This window comes from Microbacterium sp. NRRL B-14842 (assembly GCF_050470785.1).
Genome location: NZ_JBFLUM010000020.1, coordinates 1 through 19,068, shown reverse-complemented (window position 1 = coordinate 19,068; position 19,068 = coordinate 1). Strand labels below are relative to the sequence as shown.

Here is a 19,068-nt window from a genome sequence, read left to right as displayed (position 1 = left end):
CCGGAGATGCACTGACCGCCGACAACGCCGTCCCGCTTCTCCTCAACGAGGTCTACTTCCGGTACGAGGATCCGATGATGCAGAACGCGTTCTTCGCCGGTGCCGCATCGAGCGTGTTCAGCGCACTCACCAGTGGGGCCTTCGCGCCCGACGTGCTGATGGCCGCCCTCGCGCAGGCGGTTGACGAGCGCCGTCTGCTCTACCAGACGGACGACGCGGACGAAGCCGCGCTGGTCTCGGACTCACCTCTCGCCGGCACCTTTCCCCCTGACACGGCGAACGCCACGAAGATCGGCGTCTTCGTGAACGACAACACCGGTTCGAAGAAGAGCTACTACCTCGACATGTCGACCACGCTGTGCCGTGGCGAAGGCACGATGGAGGGGACGACAACGCTGACATCGATGTTGGACGCGGCCACCGCGTCGCGACTTCCGTACTACATCACCGGGCCGTACTACGCCCCCGCGGATATCAGCACCTACGTCGCGATTTATGGTCCGACCGGTGGCACTCTGAAGCAGATCAGCGTGGACGGCGCACCCGTGCAGCCGATCTCTTCGGGTCAGCACCTCGGACGCCCGGTCGTGAAGGTGGAAGTGCAACACCATCTCGATTCCGTGCACAGCATCCGGTTCGCTTTCACCCCTCCGCAGGGGAGCGGCCGGCGAACTTGGACTGGTGCAGACCCCCGCTCTCCCGGGAGAGCCCCGTGCACATCACCGATCAGTGCGCCCCTTGACGAAACCCCCACGATCCGGAGCAGCCTCCCATGACCCCCATCGCCGCACTGCGCCGAACCGTCGCGAAGCTCCTGCGCGGCGTGTGGCGACTGGGTGAGCTCGCGTGCTCGTCGGTCCGCAAGACGCGTCTGCGCCTCATGTACCCCGGTTTCGATGCCGACCGTGCCACCTTCATCGGCCCCGGCTGCGACATCAGGGTGTCACCGGGCGGGTCCCTACGCGTGCGCTCCTGCGCGGTCACCCGCAATGTGACGCTGACGGCGGGGCCGGGGGCACGGCTGTCGATCGACGCCCACTACCTGGGGCCCGGCGCCGTGATAGTCGCGCGCGAGGAGGTCTTCCTCGGCACAGGCACCAAGGTGGCGGAGAACGTGGTCATCCGGGACGCCAACCACGACCACACCGTCCCCGCTCGCCGAGATGCGATTCATCGCCGCGCCGGTGGCGATAGGGGAAGACGTCTGGCTCGGCGCCAGGGTGACGGTGCTCGCCGGAGTCACGATCGGCGATCACAGCTCCATCGGAGCGGGCGCCGTCGTCACACGGTCGGTGCCGGCGGGTTCACGGGGCATGGGGCGTCCCTGCTCGGGTGCAGTAAGTCCCGGACGGCGCCGGCGGAAGACGACGTAGACGGCGATGCCACCGGCGATCGCCATGACCGCCAGCACCAGATCGCGCGCGACGGCCAGCCCTTCAGCGCCCCCCGAGCATCGCACCGACGCTGTAGAGCACGAGCGCGACCGGCACGGAGGAGAGCCCGACGAGTGTCGCCGCGCGATTCCACTCCCCCCCGATGAGGACGAGGTTCGCCAGCACGACCCAGCGCGTAGAACACCTCGCCGGGAAGAAGGAGCCAGGTGATAGCGACGGCATCGGTGTACGGGTGCCGAAGAGCGGGACGGTCAGCCAGGTCGCCGCGAGACCGACGACAGCTGCCGTGACCGCGGGTTGCGAGCACCGAGAGTACGGCGAGACCCGCCACGCTGCGCGATCCGCCCCCCTCCGGCGACCCGAGCTGGAGCGAGTTGCGCGACCGCCGTCGGGACGACGCGGATGACCTCTGCATAGGTGGCCGCCAGGCCGTACACCGCCACCACGGTGGCCGAGGTGACGGCTCCGAGGATGAGCCGGTCGGACCGGGCGATGACCACGATGGCGAGCGGGAGGACGAGGGTGGACACCCCCGCGACGAAGAGCCGCGATACACGGAGGGCGGATGCCCACCCGGACATCAGGTCGCCATCGCGGAAGGCGAAGACCACAGAGACGACGCGCACGACCGCGACCGCTCCAGTATTGAGCCGCCACCAGGAGCGCTGCCGTGGGCGTGATGCCGCCCCCGGCGCACAACGCGAGCGCGAGGCCCAAGCTCAGCAGCCCCGCGACAGCGCTGCCGGCGGCCCAGCGAGCGCCGGCGGCGTACCTCATCCCGGCGAAGCGCGCGTCCGTGAGCAGGGCGATGCCGACCTGCGACGAGGTCGCGAGCGCGACCGCCGCGATGATCGGCGCCGTGGCCATCCTCGCGTCGGTGCCCTGCAGAAGCACCGCGGCCCCCGCCCCCCGACCACCGCCGAGACCACGATCACAATGAGCCCCGCCGTCGTGAACGCGCGGCGTAGCTCGACCGCCTCCTCATGGTTCGCTTCGCGGCAGCCTCGCCCTGAGGGTGTTGCCGATGCCGGCGCTGACCAGCAGGGAGACGATGGCGGACGCGGAGAGCGCGAGGGATCATGAGCCCGCGCTCGGCCACCGGCAGCCCATGCCGTCGCGAGGAACCCCGCCAGCGCATTCGCCGCCAGTTGCGCTCCTGATCCCGCGATCATGGCGGAGACGGCCTTGACGAGGTTCCTCATCCAGTCCCCCCGCGCCCCGGTCGCGTGACCCGAGGAAAGCCGCTCCCACCAAGACGAGACCGATGAGGATCTGCGGGATGACCGGAGCGAAGGAGTTCGCACCGCGGTCACGACCGGCAGCATGATGACGGCGGCCAGCGCCGCTCCCTGTGGAGTCCCGGGTAGCCGGTCGATCCGCGCCAGCACGAATCCCAGGGACACACATGACGAGGACGACGCCCAGCACATCGAAGTTCCGGTACCCCTCCGCGATCGGCGAACCGCCGATGGGGCCGATACGGGTGAAGACCTCGACGTTGAACAGGCGCAGGTCCTGATCCCCCGGCGGTGACGGCACCCCCAGCAGCCGCTCCGCGACCCTTACAACCGGCGCGATGAACGTGACGCCGTTCATCTGAGGCAGTCCCGCCGACATCCACTGTTCGACCTGCACCACCGGGAACAGGGAATAGCCATCTCGGCGGCACCGTCGATCGGGTCGATCCGCGTCCATCCACCTTCGAGCAGCCCGCTGAACCCCTGGGCTCTGGTCTGCCGGATCACACTGATCGCCGAGAGCACCGCGGCCGCCACGAGCAGGAAGACCCCCAACCGTAGGCGTCGCCGCTTGGCTTCGATCATCACCAGGGTAACGAGCGGGAAGAGTACCGGGCCGCGGAGCCCGAGCGGCAGCGCCAAGGCGGCGAGCGCCAGCATGCTGGCCCAGCCGACGATGCGGCTGCGTCCGCCACTCGCCACCAGCAGACACAGCCCCAGCCCGAGCAGGAGGGTGCCGTAGCTGAACACCGACTCGCCGGCCACCACGTCGAGGAACTCGAGGTAGCCACCCACGCTGGCGAGACCGCCGTTCGACCACAGCGCAGAACCGATCATTCCCGCGCCGATGACGGCGGCCGCGCCGCCGACGACCGGAAGCCTCCCGGCGGGCGCCGTCGCCACCGGCGAGGGCGGAGTCTTGGCACGCGCGAACTGACCGAGAGCAACACCCGCGCTGGCGCTCGCCGCACCGATCACGGTGAGGGAGGTCGCCGGAGCCAGCCGCCTCGGCCGCGATCCAGGAGTTGTCGCCGCCGCCGAGCAGTGCGGCGTCGCCATGGAGCACGTACGCGATAACGAGGCCGCCGTGGAACAGGGCGAAGACGAAGAAGTAGAGGAAGGCGCTTCCGCCTGCCCCCGCACGCGGATTCCAGGCCGTGACCAGGAGGCCGATGAACGCGGCGATGAGCATACCGGCCTGCGCCGCGCTCGCCTCCCCGCCTCCGGTCGATGTGCTCCAGATCAGCGTCACTAAGCCTATGGCGAGGCCGAGACACACCCTCACCCATCGATGGTGTCGACCGGTAGCGTCCGCGACGAGCAGAAGATCACCAGAGCGAGAGCCAGTCATTCACGCTCCTCTCCAGGGTGAACCTCGAACCTCTTACGGTTTCCGCCAGAGCGCGGCGGTCAGCATGGCTCAGGTCCATCGCTCGTGCCACTGCGGCCGCCCACTCGGAGGCGGCGGCCTCTGGGGAGACGAAGGCCACGCCGGGAAGCGTCTCGAGCTCGCGGAGGGTCGGGAGGTCGGAGGCGACGACGGGAACACCGCTGGCCAGGGCCTCCAGCACGACACCAGGAAGCCCTTCCCGGAACGAGGGCAGCAGAAGGACATCCGCCTCCCGGAGGATCGGTGCCACATCGTCGACCACACCCACGACACGGAAACCTCCGTCGCTGGGCAGCTCGCCGAGGTCCGCGGTCCCGCCGGGACCCACCACCACCATCTCCACAGGCCCCACGGCGCGGAGCGCCCGAAAGATCGGCACGAGGATACGGCGGTTCTTCTCCGGCGACGCGCGGCCGACGTGCACAACTCGTGGGGGCCGCACGCCATACGCCTCCATCGGCGGGTGGAAGCGCCCGACGTCGACGCCGTTCACCAGTACGCGCGTCTCCACGTCGAGCCAGCGATGGAGCCTCCCCCACCGTCCGATGAGGAAGCGGAGAGCCGCATCGCTGACTCCCACGACGTGGGTCGCCGAGAAGGGCAACAGCGCTCGAGCAGCCGTTCGATACGCCGTTCGCAGGCCACCGCCTCGATCGTCACCCGTGCTGTGGGCGCGGGCGATGCGCCGCCGCACGCCCGTGCCGCGCACGGCCAGAAGGAGGAAAGCGCTCGCAAGCGAGACGTGCGAGACGACGACATCCGCCCCGCGCTCTCGCACGAGGCGTCGGAGCGCGCCGACTCGGGCGAGCGTGCCACCGGCAGGCGCCACGGACACCACCGCGCCCGCATGCCGGAACCGCGGGGCGAGAGCACCTTCTCGCCCGGAGAAGCAATAGAAGACCTGCGTGACGCGGGCGGTCGGAATCGCTTCGCACAGATCGAGGGCGACTTTCTCTGCGCCGCCGTGATCGAGACTTCCGATGACATGGACGACGACCGTGGGCTTCATCTCATCCACCTCCGGCCAGGCCGATCAGCGTCCGCTGCCAGTCTGCCAGCGCGGCGGCGCGCGCGGACGGGGAGAATCGCCGGGTCGCGGCGATTCCGGCGGTCGAAAGCTCGCGGCGCCGCTCCGGTGACCGGAGCAGCTCGCGCAGCAGTCGCGTCATCGCCGTCACGTCGCCCGGGTCGAAAGTCGCGGACGGGGGCAAAAGCTCCGGCACCCCGCCGACGCGACTAGCGATGGCCGGTACGCCGATTGCCATCGCCTCGATCAGCGCGCGCGGCATCCCCTCCGTGAGCGAGGGGAGAACGAACAACGTCGCCTCGGCGAGCACCGCCTCCACCTCCGCCGGGTCGCCCAGATACCCGGTGAAACGGACGGCGTCGGGTACCCCTTGCTCGCGGGCGGTCTCGTGCAGGAAGGGCATCCTCCGCCCTGAACCGACCACGGTGAGCGTGACAGTCGGAAACTCATCCCGGATGCGTCCCAGAGCTTCGATCAGGTGGTGATGTCCTTTGTAAAGCTGGTCGACGGAGCCAACCGACACGAGGTGCGGTGCCCCGTCCTCTGTTCCCTTCCAGCGCGGTTCGTCGGCGATCACCACATCAGAGAAGGACGCGACCTCGGCATGCGGCGCGGGCGGATAGCGCCGCTGCAGTTCCCGCTCCGTGACATACCTGACGGCTCTCGCTCGGCGAACGACAAGGCGCGTGACCATGCCTACTACGGGGCGCAGAAGGCGGCCCGCCGCGCCCAGCGCACCGGAACGCAGGACGCCTTCGGCATCACCAACGACTTCCGCGGCGACGGGGATACCGCGCCGACGCGCCGAGAGGGTCGCAAGGGTGCCGAGCACGCCGGGAACTTTGACCAACACGAGATCCGCGCCGCCGACACTCCGACGTACGGCGGCCCACGTGGCGGGAAGGCGCAGGACCGACTGACGGAGCCCGATGTAGTGCGGCAACGCGATCGTCTCCCCGCTCAGCGGTGAGCCGGCGGAATCATCATCGAGCCGGGCACGGGCGGCGAGCACCGGAGACAGAGAGTCCCCTGGCAGCTCTCGCGCCCAGGCGCAGCCGTTCACAGCCGGGATCCTCGGAGAGGAAGCGTCCGGCCGCGTCCATGGCGAAGCGTGCTTCCGAGAAGACGAGAACCCGGGGCGCCCCTTCGGTCACCGGAATGCCCCGTCGAGGACGACCTGCGCCACGCGTGTTGCGGCGGCAGTGCTGTCGAACAGCTCTACGGCTCTCGCCCTCGCCGCATTGCCCATCGCGGAAAGCCTATCGTCCTGCCATGCTCGATACGCCTCCTCGAGCGTGTCACGGAGAGCAGAGGAGTCGCCGGCGGGAATCACCCAGCCGGTGACCCCGTGCACCATGGTCTCGGGCAGACCGCCGGCGTCGCTCACGATCGACGGTACCGCCATCGCCGAAGCCTCCAGCGCCGCGCCATGGTTTTCGGACAACGACGGGCTGACGCTGACGTCAGCAGCCGCGTAGGCCGCTCGCACGTCGTCCACCGTGTCCAACCACGTGACGCGCAGCTCCTCGAGCGAACGGGGAAGGGTATCGACGAGCTGGCGGCGATAGAGCTCCCCCTCAGGACGGAACCCGCCGCCAACGATTGTCAGGTGCGCGTCCTCGTGGTCGCGCACGAATGCCGCCCACGCCTGCAGGAGTTCCGCATGTCCCTTGATGCCATGTCCACGATGCACGAGACGTTTGGGGGCATACACGAACGCGACCATGATGACCTCGAAAGACGAGCCCGCGCGGCGGGGCTCGTCCGCCATCGGCTGGTCTCCACCCTGCGGTGGCATGAAGACCCGCGTGTCTACGCCGTAGGGGATGCTCACGAGCTTGTCGGCACCGGAGACCACCTCGGCGTACCGGCGCAGGGTGTCGTCCGACCCGCAGACGATGACGTCGTCCGCACGGTGCAGCACCCTCTCCGCAAGTCGGATCACGGGGGTCTCCAAATGCAGAGGACCGGCGACCATGTGCACCGCCCTCGTCCGACGACCAAGCAGGGCCGTTCGCGTCGCCAGGGCGCTGGCGTACAGATGGTAGAGCACCGCGTCCGGACGGAGAGAACGCAGGTCGCGAGCGAAGGAGAGGAAGTCGCGGATGTTCGCCGGCTTCGGCAGAAGCCCGAACTGATAGCGGGTCCGCCGCACCACGACGCCGTCGTCGTCGGCAGCCATCTCGGCGAGCCGGTCACCGAGGCGACCAGGCGCATCGGGGATGAACACAGTCACACGCGCACCCGCTTCGCGCAACGCGCGTACCTGCGGGAGGATCCAGAGCCCCCCTGCTGCGGTCTTCAGGACGATGGCGACCGTCCGCGTCATCGGGCCGGCACTCCCTTCACGATCCGTCCGGCATCGACGTCGCGAGTGACACAGGCACCGGCGCCGACCGTCGCGCCCCGCCCCGACCTCGAGGCCCTGCAGCACCACAGCCCCGGCACCGACGAGCGCCTCCCGTCCGACGAGGACATTCCCCGAGATGACGGCTCGCGGATTGATCGAGACGTCGTCCTCGAGCGTCGTATCGTGGCCTACAGTGGCCCCGGGATTCAGGTGTACGCCACGACCAAGGCGCACTGAGGTGGAGACGAGGACCCCCGCACAGACGATACTTCCGGGGCCCACAGTGGTGAGTGACCCGATGACGGCCGTAGGGTGCACGAGGGATTGCAGCTCGTACCCCAGGGAGAGGCACTCCGCCGTCACTCTGCCCCGGACGCGGGGGTCCCCGATGGCCACGGCGAGCCGCACCTTCGTCTGTGCGGCGAGCTTCTCCCGCGTACCGAGGTAGGTCACGCCGAGGCGGTCGAGCTTCGCCGCATCCCCGTCCGTGATCGCATCGTCCACGACTCCGAGTAGGTCGATGTCGATCAGTCCAACGGCCTTCGCAGCGAGGTAGGTGTCCAGGGCCTCACGCCCGAAGCCCCCTGCTCCGATGATGACCAGCGAGATCGGGGAAGTGCTCATGGGTGACCGGTTCCTTCGAATGTGTGCGCGCTGACCGAGCCGGGGGGCGTGATCCCCTCGCGTCGGAGCACGAGACCCACGGTACGCGCGAGGATACGGGCATCGAGGCCCAGGCTTCGGGCATCGACGTAGGCCACGTCGAGCGCGAAGCGACGCTCCCAGCTCACGGCGTTCCGGCCCGCGACCTGCGCGAGGCCGGTGAGCCCCGGGCGCACCTCATGCCGCCGAGCCTGCTCCGGCGTGTAGCGGTCGAGGTACTCGACAAGCAGGGGTCTCGGACCGACGACGCTCATCTCCCCTCGTAACACGTTCCACAGCGACGGCAGCTCGTCGAGACTCGATCCGCGGAGAACGCGCCCGAACCTGGTCACGCGCTGTTCGTCCGTGACCAAGCGGTGCCTGTCATCGACGCTGCGCATGGAGCGGAACTTGTAGAGCGTGAAGATCCGACCATGGCGGCCGGGACGCGGCTGCGCGAAGATCACCGGTCGGCCGACATCGATCGCGACACAGATCGCGGTGACGGCGATCACCGGCAGCAGGAGAACGAGGCCGATGGCAGCGCCCAGGACGTCGAACGTTCGCTTCACCGGGTCGTAGGAAGACGCAACCCGGACAGCCATCATCGCTTCCCGTCCAGGAACCCGCCGATCCGGGTGAGCACGCGCTCTCGCTGCTCATCCGTCAGGGCGGAGCCGCTGGGCAGCGTGAGCCCACGGCGGAAGAGCTCGTCCGCCGCTCCGGTGATGATTCCCCGTGCCCCGGCGAACACGGGCTGCGCGTGCATCGGCTTCCACAGCGGACGCGTCTCGATGTCATCACCGCTGAGGTAGGTGGAAAGCTCGGCAGGCGTCCACCCCGTCTCATCGGCATCGACGAGGATCGAAGTGAGCCAAGCGTTGTCCGCCTCGTCGCCCGCCGCGCCGAAGACCTCGACGCCCCGGACGTCCGAGAAGAGGGTCTTGTACGCCGCTCTCATCTCCCGGCGCCGACCAATCATCTCGTCCAGGCGCCTGAGCTGTGCGCGGCCGAGCGCCGCGAGCAGGTTGCTGAGGCGATAGTTGTAGCCGATGTCGGTGTGCTCGTAGTGGACAACGGGCTGGCGAGCCTGAGTGGCGAGGTAGCGCACGCGACGGGCGATCTGGCCGTCATCGGTGAGAAGCATCCCCCCGCCGGAGGTGGTCATGATCTTGTTGCCGTTGAACGACACCGCTGACGCCGATCCGAAGCTGCCCGCCGCTCGTCCGCCATGGGTGGCTCCCAGTGACTCCGCGGCGTCCGCGAGCACGGGCACTTCGAACTCGGCGGCGATCGCGAGGATGGCGGTGTAGTCGACCGCTTTTCCCAGCAGGTCGACCGGGACGATCGCCGGCACGGTGGCGCCCGAGGCACGGAGTTCGTGAAGAACCGTTCGCAGCAGTTCCGGTTCCATATTCCCGGTCGCCGGGTCGGCGTCGATGAAGTACGGCTCCGCCCCCGTGTACGTGATCGCGTTCGTGGTGGCTGCGAAAGTCATGGTCGAGGTCGGGACCACTGTGCCTGGCCCCGCTCCGAGCACGATCAGCCCCAGGTGCAGCGCCGCGGTACCGGAACTCAGCGCGACGCCGTGCGCGACGCCGACTCGCGCAGCCAGCTCTCGTTCGAACGCATCGACGTCGGGGCCGAGAGGAGCGATCCAGCCCGACCTCATGGCGGCGAGGACCGCCTCGTGCTCCGCCTCGCCGATGTCGGGCGACGACATGTGAATTCGTTTGCTCATGGAGCGCCCTCCGTGTCGACGAGTGGCATCGGCGTGACCGACGTGGCGTCAACCGGCGGAGGCGTGGCCCCCATCCGGGAGTACCACCCGGCGCGGTCCAGACGGTCCGGTGCGAGGGGGTCAGCACGCGTGTGCGACACCTTGGGGTGGAAGGGCCGCTCGAGGCTCTCGCGATCTCCGACGAGCTCTTCGTGCAGCTTCTCGCCATCCCGGAGTCCCGTGAACACGATCTCGACCGCTTTGCCGGACATCGCGATCATCCGCTTGGCCACGTCAAGGATCGACACCGGCTCTCCCATGTCCAGGATCAGCACCTCGCCGGACCGCCCCACCGCGCCAGCCTGGATGACGAGCTGGCAGGCCTCGGGGATCGTCATGAAGTAGCGCGTGACGTCAGGGTGCGTGACGGTCAGTGGCCCACCGGAGTCGATGAGCGCCTGAAAGGTCGGCAGCATGGAGCCCCGGCTGCCGATCACGTTGCCGAATCGAACGGAGAGATAGCGCATCCGCGTCTCCGCTCCGGCCCAGGCAGTGATCTTCTCGGCGAGACGCTTGGAATGGCCCAGAACGCTCGTCGGGTTGGCCGCCTTGTCGGTTGAGATGTTGACGAATGTCGCCACACCGCATTCGCGGGCCGCTTGCACGACGTTGAGTGTCCCCAGCACGTTGGTCTTCCACGCCTCGTCCGGGTACTGCTCGAGCATCGGGAGATGCTTGAGTGCCGCGGCGTGGAAGACAACTTCCGGACACCGCTCGGAGAAGACGCGGCGGAGGATCTCGGGTTCCCTGATGTCTGCGAGGACGACATCCTTCGTGTCGAGAAGACCATGTCCAGCGGTGCGGATCTGCGCGAGCTGGAGGCCGGTCTCGTCACGGTCGAGCATGGTGAGTTCGCTGGGGCCGAACTTCGCGAGCTGCCGGCACAGTTCCGAGCCGATCGAACCGCCGGCCACCGTGACGAGCACGCGTCTGCCGGTGATGTAGCCGGCGATGAGCTCGACGTTCGTGTCCACCGGGTGGCGCCCGATGAGGTCCTCGATGCTGACGTCACGGAGGTCGGCCGGCGATCCCTCGCCGGAGCGGATCTGCGTGAGGCTCGGGGTCACGGAAACGCTCATGCCTGCCGCCTCCGCGCGGTCTGTGAGCTCGCGCAGCAGCGCGCCGTCGGCACGCGCCACGGCGATCACGAGCGTTGTCGCTCCCGTCCTCGCGGCGGCCTCCGCGAGGTCGCTCGTCGTGCCGATCACGGGCACCCCCCGCAGGCGCAGGTGCTTCTTCGCGGGGTCGTCATCGAGGAGTCCCACCGGCCGGATCGGCGATGCGGGGTCGGTGAGGATGCTTCGCAGCACGTTGTCGCCGAGGTACCCCGCGCCCACGATGATGGCCGGCTCTGCCTCATCGCCGGGCTTACGCGTCCGCTCCGAGAGCAAGCGGGTGAGGTAGCGGACGCCGAACATCAAGAGGAGCACGAAGGGGAAGGCGAGGAACACCGTGCCCCGCGGGATCCCGACCGCGTTGCCGAACAGGATCACGAGGATTCCGAGCAGGATCGACTCCCCCATCACGACCAACCCGAGCGCGCGAACCTCGTCGAACGAGCCGTAGCTCAGCCGCCCGCGGTAGAGCGCGAACTGGAGCCCGAGCAGGACGTGCAGTGCCGCGGCGACGAGCCCGAGCGCCAACGTCGCCACCCAGGTCGCCGCCGTCATGGCGAACTCGAAACGCAGCACCACGGCGGCGACGATTCCCAGCGCCCACGCGCCGGCGTCCAGAGCCGCGGCGAGCGCACGACGCCGCTCGGGCGCCATGGCGACACCCTCAGGACTCAAACTTGACCCCCCGCTCCTCGAATTCCCAACGCTCGCGCTGCCCCCTCGCGTGGTGTGTTCAGTTGAGGCACAGCCTACCCATACATCGGTTCGACCTCCGGCGAGGACCGAGGCCGCTACGGAACGCGGCTACGCTGACCACGACCGCCACGAAAGGCTCCCGTGTTCGAGATCACCACCATCTGCACCGGCAACATCTGCCGCTCTCCGCTGGCCGAACAGCTGATCCGCGCCGGTCTGGCCGATCTTCCGGGGACCATCACCAGCGCGGGCACCCGGAGCATCGTCGGCGCGGTCATGCCGGAGGAGGCGGTCACCCTCGCCACTCGGTACGGGGTCGCCCTCGACGTCGCAACGGCGCACCGGTCCCGTCAGCTCACCGCCTCCCTCCTGGAAACACCGGACCTCATCCTGGGGATGTCACGGGAACACCGCCGGTCCGTCGTGGAGCTGGCACCGGTCCGCCTGCGAGCGGCTTTCACGCTTCGGGAGTTCGCTCGATTGGCCGCCGACGCCTCCGACGGCGAGCTTCGAGAGGCGGCCTCACACCACACCGATCCGTCCTCGAAGCTCCGCGCCGCCGTCGCCGCCGTCGCGGGCCGTCGCGGCATGGCGCCGCCGGCGCTCAGCCCCGAGGACGACGACATCGTCGATCCGTATCGACAGTCACAGGCGACATACGAGCGATCCGGACGGCAGCTCGTTCCGGCGGTCGCCCAGGTCGTACGTGTGGTCCGTCTCGCCGTCGCCGAGAGCTGACCCTCGGTTGCCCGCGAGCGCCGATCACGGCTGCGGTTCGGTTCCGCTCTCGGGGGCCGTCTCGTCCTCCGGCGGCGTGCTGGGGTCCGTCACCTGCTCCTCGGCGCCCTGATCCCTCTGTGCGCGTTGCGCCTGTTCGACCTCGAGGCGCTCGCGGCGGTCGTCGGCGCGAAGAGCCCAGACCGCCTCCTCATACGCGATGAGGGCTTCCTGTCCGTCGGGCTCGTGCAGCGGCGCGGTCGAGACGCGCACACCCGCCGCGGTGACGGCGTCGCGGAACTCCAGGGCGGCCGCTGGATTCGCCCGGACCTCACTTTCAGCGCGGTCGGTGAAGCCGACGGCGAAGGAGCTCAGGGCCTGGATGAACGGTGAGCGGTGCGATTCCGCGGTGGCCCGGAGCAGACGGACCTGCGTGAGTGCCTCGTCGACCAGATCCGCCCGCGCCCGCACATCGTCGATGGCCGCTGCGACTTCGGGAAGGGAACCGGTGTCCACCGGCGACGGCGGACTCGGTTGCGGCAGCGCAGGCGGCTCCAATGTCCGCAACGCGCCGATGTAGGCGTCGGCCGCCGCGACCGCCGCGTCGCGTGCCACCGGATCCACGATGGTTCCGTCGAGTTCGACGAGCGCCGCCCGTGTGGCGGCGGCCATCTCGTTCTCCGATGACGTCTGCGCATCGAGGCGCCCTGCGGCGGCCTCCAGCCCCTGCTCGGCGCTGGCGAGAGCCGCCTTGTCTTCCCGCAGGGCCTCCGCCGCCGTCTCGGCTGGCGACGCGCTGGCCCCCTTGATGCCCGCGAAACCCGCGGCTCCCACAACGGCCGCAACAGCCAGGGCCGCGGCGATGGCGTTGACAGGGTCGATGCGCAACCTGCGCCCTCGCCCTCGGCGCAATGGCGCGGTCGAAGCGCGCGGGGGCGAGCCGCCGTCCGCTGCACCGGCGACCAGAGGAGCGGCGACCATCTCTCGCAGCCGCAGCGTCTCCGCGTCGCCGTGAACGCTCGGGGATTCCCTCCGCGGCTCCCCGACCAAGTGCTCCAGCTTCGCGCTGAAGGCCGTCGCGCCGTGATCGCGCGCAGGACTCGGCGTGCGGCGATCGCCCGCGAAGAGATCGTCGAGCGTGCTCATGAGACGGCTTCCGTACGAGAGAGGCGTGGGGAGGATAGTCTCGAGAAACACTACTACCGGCGTCGAACGACGAAGCGGTCATGTTCGGGAGACGATGGAAATCCACGATTACGTGCGCATCCTGCGACGCAATGCGGTGCTGCTCCTCTCCGCTGCCCTCATCGGCCTCGCAGGCGGAACCTTCGTCGCCCTGAATGCCGCGCCGCGCTATGACGCGACGACCACGTTGTTCGTGTCGGCGCAGTCCCCTTCGGGAAGTTCCACCGACCTGAACCTCGGTCGCACCTACGCCCAGCAAGCAGTATCGAGCTACGTCGCGCTCGTGCCCAGTGCCCTCGTCCTCCAGCCCGTCATCGACGACCTCGGCCTGGATCTCCGTCCGGCGCAGTTGGCGGAGAACGTCAGAGCTTCCGCCGAACTGAACAGCCTGGCCATCTCTGTGACCGTCTCCGACGGGAACCCGAGTCAATCCGCCCGAGTAGCCAATGCGATCGGAGAGAGCTTCGCGACAGTCGTCGTCGAACAGCTGGAGAAGCGCGCCGATGACTCGGTGAGCCCCATCCGCATCGATACCTTGCAGGTGGCACAGGTGCCGGTGGCCCCGGTCGCCCCGAACGTCACGACCTCGATGACGATCGGGGGGATTGTCGGCATAGCGGGAGGATTCGCCCTGACCGCGCTCCGCGCCGCAATCGATACCCGCGTGCGATCCATCGACGACGTGGAGCGCTCGACCTCGGTGCCGGTCCTCGGTGGTATCGCCTTCGACCCGAAGGCCCCGCAGCAACCCCTGGTGGTTGCTGCGGATTCGCGGGATCCACGGGCGGAGGGCTTCCGCGCCCTTCGTACAAACGTCGAATTCCTCGCCGCAGGCGGTTCGACGCCAGTCGTCGTCATCACCAGCGCGGGGCCCGGAGACGGGAAATCGACGACCGCCGCGAACCTCGCGATCGCGTTCGCCCAGTCCGGATCGAAGGTCGCGCTGGTGGACGGCGACCTGCGCATGCCGCGCGTAGCGGACTACTTCGCGATCGAGGGAGGAGTCGGGCTCACTGATGTCCTCGCCGGGCGCATCGCCGCGAGCGATGCGCTCCAGCGCTGGGGCCGCGGCGCGCTCTTCGTGCTTCCCGCCGGCACCATCCCTCCGAACCCGGCGGAGCTCCTGGGATCCACCGCGATGTCCTCCCTGCTTGCCGATCTCCGCGTCGCATTCGACATCGTCATCATCGACGCGCCGCCCGTCCTGCTCGTCACGGATGCCGCCGTTCTCGCCGGCCAGTCCAACGGCGCCCTCCTCGTGGTCGCCGCCGGCAAGACGACGAGTCCACGGCTCCGTGCAGCCATCGACAGCATCGACAAAGTCGGGGCCACGATTCTCGGCACGGTCATCACAATGCTGCCCACGACCAACCCCGCACGATTCCTAGCGTCGAGGAAACGACGCGCGAAGTTCCTGCGCTGAGAACTCACCCGCCCGCCCCGCTATGCGAGAATGACCGCATTCTCCCCCACAAACTTCAGGAGATCTCCCGCGTGGAACTTCGCGATTACCTGCGCATCCTGCACAGGAACTGGATCATCATGCTCGTGCTGCTGCTCATCGGCCTGCTCGCCGGGGCTGCGTACGCCCTCACGCAGCCGCCGAGGTACGTGGCGTCCACACAGCTGTACGTCTCCGTCCGCAGCGAGGGCGCCGCCACCGGCGATCTCGTCCAGGGCACGACGTTCGCGCGGCAGATGGTCACGACCTACGTCGATGTGATCGGCACGGAACTGGTCCTGCAACCGGTGATCGACGAGCTGGATCTCGATACGACCGTCACCGGTCTCGCCTCTCAGGTGACGGCGACGACCCCTCTGAACACGGTCACGATCAACATCACCGCGACGGACACCGACCCTCAGCGGTCGGCGCAGATCGCGAACCAGACGGCGATCAGCTTCGCCGCCGCCGTGCAGAACACGCTGGAGAAGCCGATCGCCGAGGGAGCGACGAGTCCGGTGAGCATCACCGTCACGGACCCGGCGACCGCTCCGACCCGCCCCTCCAGCCCGAATGTTCCACTGCTCACCCTTCTCGGAGGTCTGCTCGGTCTCGGCGCCGGGGTGGCCGTAGCCGTGTTGCGGCAGCTCCTCGACGTGCGCATCCACACGCTCCACGACATCGAGCAGATTACGGATCGCCCCATGTTGGGCGGCATCGCCTTCGACCCCGAGGCCCAGAAACGGCCGCTGATCGTGCACGCCGACCCACGCAGCCCGCGGTCGGAATCCTTCCGCACGCTTCGCACCAACCTGCAGTTCCTCCGCGTGGACTCGGGCCCGCGCGCGATCGTCGTCTCAAGCTCCGGACCGGGCGAGGGCAAGTCGACGACGACAGCAAACCTTGCGATCGCCCTCGCGGAGACCGGGGTCAGGGTCGCCCTGATCGACGGCGACCTGCGCCTCCCCCGCATCGCTGACTACATGGGAATAGAGGGAGGGGTCGGTCTGACGACCGTCCTCATCGGGCGTGTCGACCTCGCCGATGCTCTGCAGAAGTGGGGGCCGAACCAGCTGTACGTGCTGCCCAGCGGCCCGGTTCCGCCGAACCCGAGCGAGCTGCTCGGATCGTCAGCGATGGACCAGTTGCTGTCGTCGATGACGGAGTACTTCGACTACGTTCTTATCGACGCTCCCCCGCTCCTGCCCGTGACAGACGCCGCGGTGATCGGCAAGAAGACGAGCGGGGTGATCCTGGTGGCCGCGTCCGGCAAGACGAAGAAGCAGGAGCTCGCGGGCGCGATCCGTGCTCTCGAGACAGCCGGCGTGGCTATGCTCGGCACCGTCGTGACCATGCTTCCGACGAAGGGCCCGGACAGCTACGGTTACGGCGCTTATACCTACGGCGCGACCACCCCGATCGAGCAAGACCCTATCCAGTTGAAGAGGTCCGACGCTCGTCCTCGTCGGGGACGAGCGAAGGCGACCGCCTGACGCCGACCCCGTCGGCCGCTCAGGCCTTCGGCGACGCGACCCGGAAGACGATCGAGTGGTAGAGCACGAAGCGCAGCAGCACGACGATGACGATGCTGACGAGGTTCACGAGGTTGACCGCCACGGCTCCGGGCGTGCGGCCGAGGATGCCGCCGACCGCTTCGACGCCGACCCACACGAGCGCGGCCCCGAGCGCGGTGCACACGGCGTTGGTCGCGAGGAACAGGGCGACCTCCGCGGCCCGTCCCCGGCGATCGCGGTGGCGGAAGGTCCACTCGCGGTTGCCGATGTACGCGTTGATGAGGGCGACGAGCGAGGCCACGATCTTCGCGGCGACGACGTCCCACCCCCAGGCGTAGACGAGGAGGTTGAAGACGCCGACCTCGATCAGGGTGCTCAGCGCCCCGACCACGAGGAAGCGGCTGCCCACGCCGGCGAGGCGACGCAGTCGGGAGGGAGGATTCATGGCTCAACTAGGCTACTGGCTGACACCTCTGCAGCCCGCCACCGCAAGGACTCCGTGACTCTCCGCCACCTCGCCATCGTCATGCCCGCCTACAACGAGGTGGAGGGCATCCGGGGCTTCATCGACGAGATCCGGTCGGCGGTCGAGCCTCTGGCCGACGAGGTCTCCTTCCACATCGCCGACGATCGTTCGACGGACGCCACCGCGACCGTGTTCGACGACGTCGCCGACGCCACCGTCGTCGTGCAGGCGACCAACCGCGGACACGGGCCGACCGCCCTCGCGGCCTATCGCGCCGGACTCGCCGCAGACCCGGACGCGCTCGTGCACGTCGACGGTGACGGGCAGTTCCACGGCGCCGACTTCCCCCGGCTGCTGCGTGCGCTCACCGACGAGCAGGCCGACGTCGTGCACGGCGTGCGCGACGGACGCACCGATCCCTGGTACCGCAAGACGCTCACCGGCGCGGTCGGCCTCCTCATCGCCGTCGCAGCGGGTCGCCGCATCCCGGACGTGAACACGCCCCTGCGCGCCTACCGTCCGAGGCTCTGCGAGTCCTGGTCGAGGCGGTGCCCGCGGACGCAACGGTGCCGCACGTACACTTCTCGCTCGCCGAGGCCCGCGGCGGATTCCGCGTGCGGTACGTCCGGGTCGCCAGCATCCCGCGCCGCGGTGCCTCCAGCACCGGCACCATGTGGGGCCGTGGCGGCGGGCTCCCCCTGCCACCGAAGCGCCTGCGCGTCTTCGTGCGATCCGCCCTCAGCGAGGCCTGGCTCCTCTCGCTGCGTCCGTCCGCTCCGCTCCGCGCCGTCCGTCGTCCGGAGCCCGTGCGCCGATGAGCCGGCTGCGCACGGCCCTCTTCTGGGTGGCGGCCGCCGCCCTCGTGATCGGCCACGTCGTCCTCGCCTGGCACAGCCTCACGGTGTCCCGTTTCTGGGAGGACGAGGCGTTCAATCTGACCGTGCCCGCAACCTCCTCGCCGGGCTCGGATACGCCAGTGACGGCGCCCTGTCCGGCTCGACGATCACTCCGTTCGACCCCCCGCATCTCCACGGGGCCCGTCGTGCTCCTCCCAGTCGCGGCGCTCCTGGCGACCGGCATGGACCCGGTGCTGGCGGCCCGACTCGTGCCGCTCGCCTTCTGGCTGCTGCTCCTCGCTGGACTCGCGGTCCTCGGCCGTCGTATCGGCGGGCGGTGGGCGGCACTTCTCGCCGTCGCGGTCCCCCTGGCGTTCACCGCCGGCGCCGGCGTCTCCCCCATCGAGGGGCCTGCCGACCTGCTGGGCGAGATCCCCGCCGCGGCGCTCCTGGTCTGGGCTCTCGCCGTGCTCCCCGCGACGGGCCTGGCTCGCGGGCCTTCTCGTCGGTCTCGCAGTGCAGGCCAAGCTCATCGCCGCGCTCGCCCTCCCTGCCTACGCCGTCGCGCTGTGGGTCCTCGCCGATGGCCGCGGATGGGCACGCGTCCGCGACGCCCTGCGCCGCGCGTGGCTGCCGCTCCTCCTCTCGGCGGTGCCGACGGCCCTGTTCGAGCTGGGGGCGCTCCTCGCTCTCGGCCCGGCCGGATTCGTGGAGCACCTGCGCGCGTTCGTCCGCTTCGTGCGCAGCGGCGGCCAGGCCGACGCCGCGACGACGGTGCTGCAGAAGCTCGGCACGCTCGCCGACTCCTGGTCGCTGCCGCCCGCCGTCGCGCTCCTCGGCGCTGTCCTCACCCTCGCTCTGGTGACGCTCGGCGTCGCCCGTCGCTGGCGCATCGCGACGGAAGAGGAACGTGTGGTCATCGCCTACGCTCTCGCGGCCGTCGTCGGCGCCCTCGCCTTCGTGACCTGGTGGGCGACCGCCTCGCGTCTGCCGCTGTGGGTCCGGCATCCCGCGCCGGGGATCCTCGCCTTCTTCCCGGTCCTCGCCGCCGTCGCGGTCTGGGCGGTCGCGCGGCTTCCCGAGCGACGCGCGTGGCGGCTCGGCGGGACCGTCGCGGCGGCCCTGGTCGCGATGATCGTCGCGGCGGGCGCGGTGCTGCACCTCGCAGGCACCGTCACGTCCCCCGGGCTGACGCTCGCCGCGCAGCGCGCCGACGTGGAGCCGCTGCGGGCCTGGGTCGAGGAGAACGACGTCGAATGGGTCGCCGCGGAGCG

The 19,068-nt window shown here is 69.4% G+C and carries 17 protein-coding genes and 3 pseudogenes; 8 read left to right on the top strand and 12 right to left on the bottom strand.

The features are described 5' to 3' along the window. Together AB1285_RS18880 and AB1285_RS18875 are read left to right on the top strand one after the other, a co-directional pair. A pseudogene (locus tag AB1285_RS18880) lies at nt 1–776 on the top strand (hypothetical protein); the annotation flags it as partial. Between the two features lie 387 nt (nt 777–1,163). Beyond that, nucleotides 1,164–1,244 (top strand): annotated as a pseudogene (locus tag AB1285_RS18875) (hypothetical protein); the annotation flags it as partial. Nucleotides 1,245–1,252: 8 nt separating this feature from the next. Here AB1285_RS18875 and AB1285_RS18870 read toward each other — a convergent pair. The 10 genes from AB1285_RS18870 to AB1285_RS18825 form a co-directional block, all read right to left on the bottom strand. Beyond that, entirely contained in the window at nt 1,253–1,411 is a 159-nt protein-coding gene (locus tag AB1285_RS18870) for a hypothetical protein (RefSeq protein WP_429977642.1), read from the bottom strand. A gap of 25 nt (nt 1,412–1,436) precedes the next feature. Next, nucleotides 1,437–1,559, bottom strand: coding sequence for a hypothetical protein (locus tag AB1285_RS18865; protein WP_429977641.1), 123 nt, complete (start codon nt 1,557–1,559; stop codon nt 1,437–1,439). An 86-nt stretch (nt 1,560–1,645) separates the two neighbouring features. Further along, the gene (locus AB1285_RS18860; protein ID WP_429977640.1) at nt 1,646–2,020 is read right to left on the bottom strand and encodes a hypothetical protein; all 375 of its coding nucleotides are present in this window, start codon (nt 2,018–2,020) and stop codon (nt 1,646–1,648) included. Between the two features lie 966 nt (nt 2,021–2,986). Beyond that, nucleotides 2,987–3,691, bottom strand: coding sequence for a hypothetical protein (locus tag AB1285_RS18855; protein WP_429977639.1), 705 nt, complete (start codon nt 3,689–3,691; stop codon nt 2,987–2,989). A 269-nt stretch (nt 3,692–3,960) separates the two neighbouring features. Beyond that, a complete protein-coding gene (locus tag AB1285_RS18850) occupies nt 3,961–5,031 on the bottom strand; it encodes a glycosyltransferase (RefSeq protein ID WP_370428317.1) in 1,071 nt (356 codons plus the stop codon). Nucleotide 5,032: 1 nt separating this feature from the next. After that, complete coding sequence (locus tag AB1285_RS18845) at nt 5,033–6,112, bottom strand: glycosyltransferase family 4 protein (RefSeq protein ID WP_370428318.1); 1,080 nt, start codon at nt 6,110–6,112, stop codon at nt 5,033–5,035. Nucleotides 6,113–6,199: 87 nt separating this feature from the next. After that, complete coding sequence (locus AB1285_RS18840) at nt 6,200–8,023, bottom strand: glycosyltransferase (RefSeq protein ID WP_429977638.1); 1,824 nt, start codon at nt 8,021–8,023, stop codon at nt 6,200–6,202. Further along, a complete protein-coding gene (locus AB1285_RS18835; protein WP_292795012.1) occupies nt 8,020–8,613 on the bottom strand; it encodes a sugar transferase in 594 nt (197 codons plus the stop codon). The genes AB1285_RS18840 and AB1285_RS18835 overlap by 4 nt, the downstream gene beginning before the upstream one ends. Before the next feature lie 32 nt (nt 8,614–8,645). Beyond that, nucleotides 8,646–9,782, bottom strand: coding sequence for a DegT/DnrJ/EryC1/StrS family aminotransferase (locus tag AB1285_RS18830; RefSeq protein WP_292795014.1), 1,137 nt, complete (start codon nt 9,780–9,782; stop codon nt 8,646–8,648). Next, the gene (locus AB1285_RS18825; RefSeq protein WP_429977637.1) at nt 9,779–11,590 is read right to left on the bottom strand and encodes a polysaccharide biosynthesis protein; all 1,812 of its coding nucleotides are present in this window, start codon (nt 11,588–11,590) and stop codon (nt 9,779–9,781) included. Before AB1285_RS18825 ends, AB1285_RS18830 begins: the two co-directional genes overlap by 4 nt. 183 nt (nt 11,591–11,773) lie before the next feature. On the opposite strand from AB1285_RS18825, the gene AB1285_RS18820 reads away from it, so the two are divergent. Beyond that, on the top strand, nt 11,774–12,370 hold the full coding sequence (locus AB1285_RS18820; protein WP_292795018.1) for a low molecular weight phosphatase family protein: 597 nt from the start codon (nt 11,774–11,776) through the stop codon (nt 12,368–12,370). A 24-nt stretch (nt 12,371–12,394) separates the two neighbouring features. Here AB1285_RS18820 and AB1285_RS18815 read toward each other — a convergent pair whose 3' ends face one another. Further along, nucleotides 12,395–13,495 (bottom strand): hypothetical protein, encoded by a 1,101-nt coding sequence (locus AB1285_RS18815; protein WP_292795020.1) that lies wholly within the window; start codon nt 13,493–13,495, stop codon nt 12,395–12,397. Nucleotides 13,496–13,589: 94 nt separating this feature from the next. Between AB1285_RS18815 and AB1285_RS18810 the strand changes: the two genes are divergently transcribed. Together AB1285_RS18810 and AB1285_RS18805 are read left to right on the top strand one after the other, a co-directional pair. Further along, a complete protein-coding gene (locus AB1285_RS18810) occupies nt 13,590–14,957 on the top strand; it encodes a polysaccharide biosynthesis tyrosine autokinase (protein WP_292795022.1) in 1,368 nt (455 codons plus the stop codon). Between the two features lie 71 nt (nt 14,958–15,028). Beyond that, the gene (locus tag AB1285_RS18805; protein ID WP_292795024.1) at nt 15,029–16,471 is read left to right on the top strand and encodes a polysaccharide biosynthesis tyrosine autokinase; all 1,443 of its coding nucleotides are present in this window, start codon (nt 15,029–15,031) and stop codon (nt 16,469–16,471) included. Between the two features lie 19 nt (nt 16,472–16,490). Here the strand turns inward: AB1285_RS18805 and AB1285_RS18800 are convergent, their stop codons facing one another. Further along, nucleotides 16,491–16,937 (bottom strand): GtrA family protein, encoded by a 447-nt coding sequence (locus AB1285_RS18800; RefSeq protein ID WP_187663385.1) that lies wholly within the window; start codon nt 16,935–16,937, stop codon nt 16,491–16,493. A gap of 81 nt (nt 16,938–17,018) precedes the next feature. On the opposite strand from AB1285_RS18800, the pseudogene AB1285_RS18795 reads away from it, so the two are divergent. The 3 genes and pseudogenes from AB1285_RS18795 to AB1285_RS18785 form a co-directional block, all read left to right on the top strand. Next, nucleotides 17,019–17,339 (top strand): annotated as a pseudogene (locus AB1285_RS18795) (glycosyltransferase); the annotation flags it as partial. A 185-nt stretch (nt 17,340–17,524) separates the two neighbouring features. Continuing rightward, nucleotides 17,525–17,776, top strand: a complete 252-nt coding sequence (locus AB1285_RS18790; protein WP_429977636.1) for a hypothetical protein — start codon at nt 17,525–17,527, stop codon at nt 17,774–17,776. Nucleotides 17,777–18,310: 534 nt separating this feature from the next. Next, nucleotides 18,311–19,068: hypothetical protein (locus AB1285_RS18785; RefSeq protein ID WP_429977635.1), on the top strand; the 758-nt coding region annotated here is incomplete at its 3' end.

Bases quoted from the DNA above. Each gene is read 5' to 3' on its own strand.
- AB1285_RS18800 (WP_187663385.1), bottom strand. From the start codon at position 16,937: ATGAATCCTCCCTCCCGACTGCGTCGCCTCGCCGGCGTGGGCAGCCGC.
- AB1285_RS18840 (WP_429977638.1), bottom strand. From the start codon at position 8,023: ATGAGCACTTCCCCGATCTCGCTGGTCATCATCGGAGCAGGGGGCTTC.
- AB1285_RS18810 (WP_292795022.1), top strand. From the start codon at position 13,590: ATGGAAATCCACGATTACGTGCGCATCCTGCGACGCAATGCGGTGCTG.
- AB1285_RS18830 (WP_292795014.1), bottom strand. From the start codon at position 9,782: ATGAGCAAACGAATTCACATGTCGTCGCCCGACATCGGCGAGGCGGAG.
- AB1285_RS18815 (WP_292795020.1), bottom strand. From the start codon at position 13,495: ATGAGCACGCTCGACGATCTCTTCGCGGGCGATCGCCGCACGCCGAGT.
- AB1285_RS18855 (WP_429977639.1), bottom strand. From the start codon at position 3,691: ATGGCGACGCCGCACTGCTCGGCGGCGGCGACAACTCCTGGATCGCGG.
- AB1285_RS18825 (WP_429977637.1), bottom strand. From the start codon at position 11,590: ATGGCGCCCGAGCGGCGTCGTGCGCTCGCCGCGGCTCTGGACGCCGGC.
- AB1285_RS18850 (WP_370428317.1), bottom strand. From the start codon at position 5,031: ATGAAGCCCACGGTCGTCGTCCATGTCATCGGAAGTCTCGATCACGGC.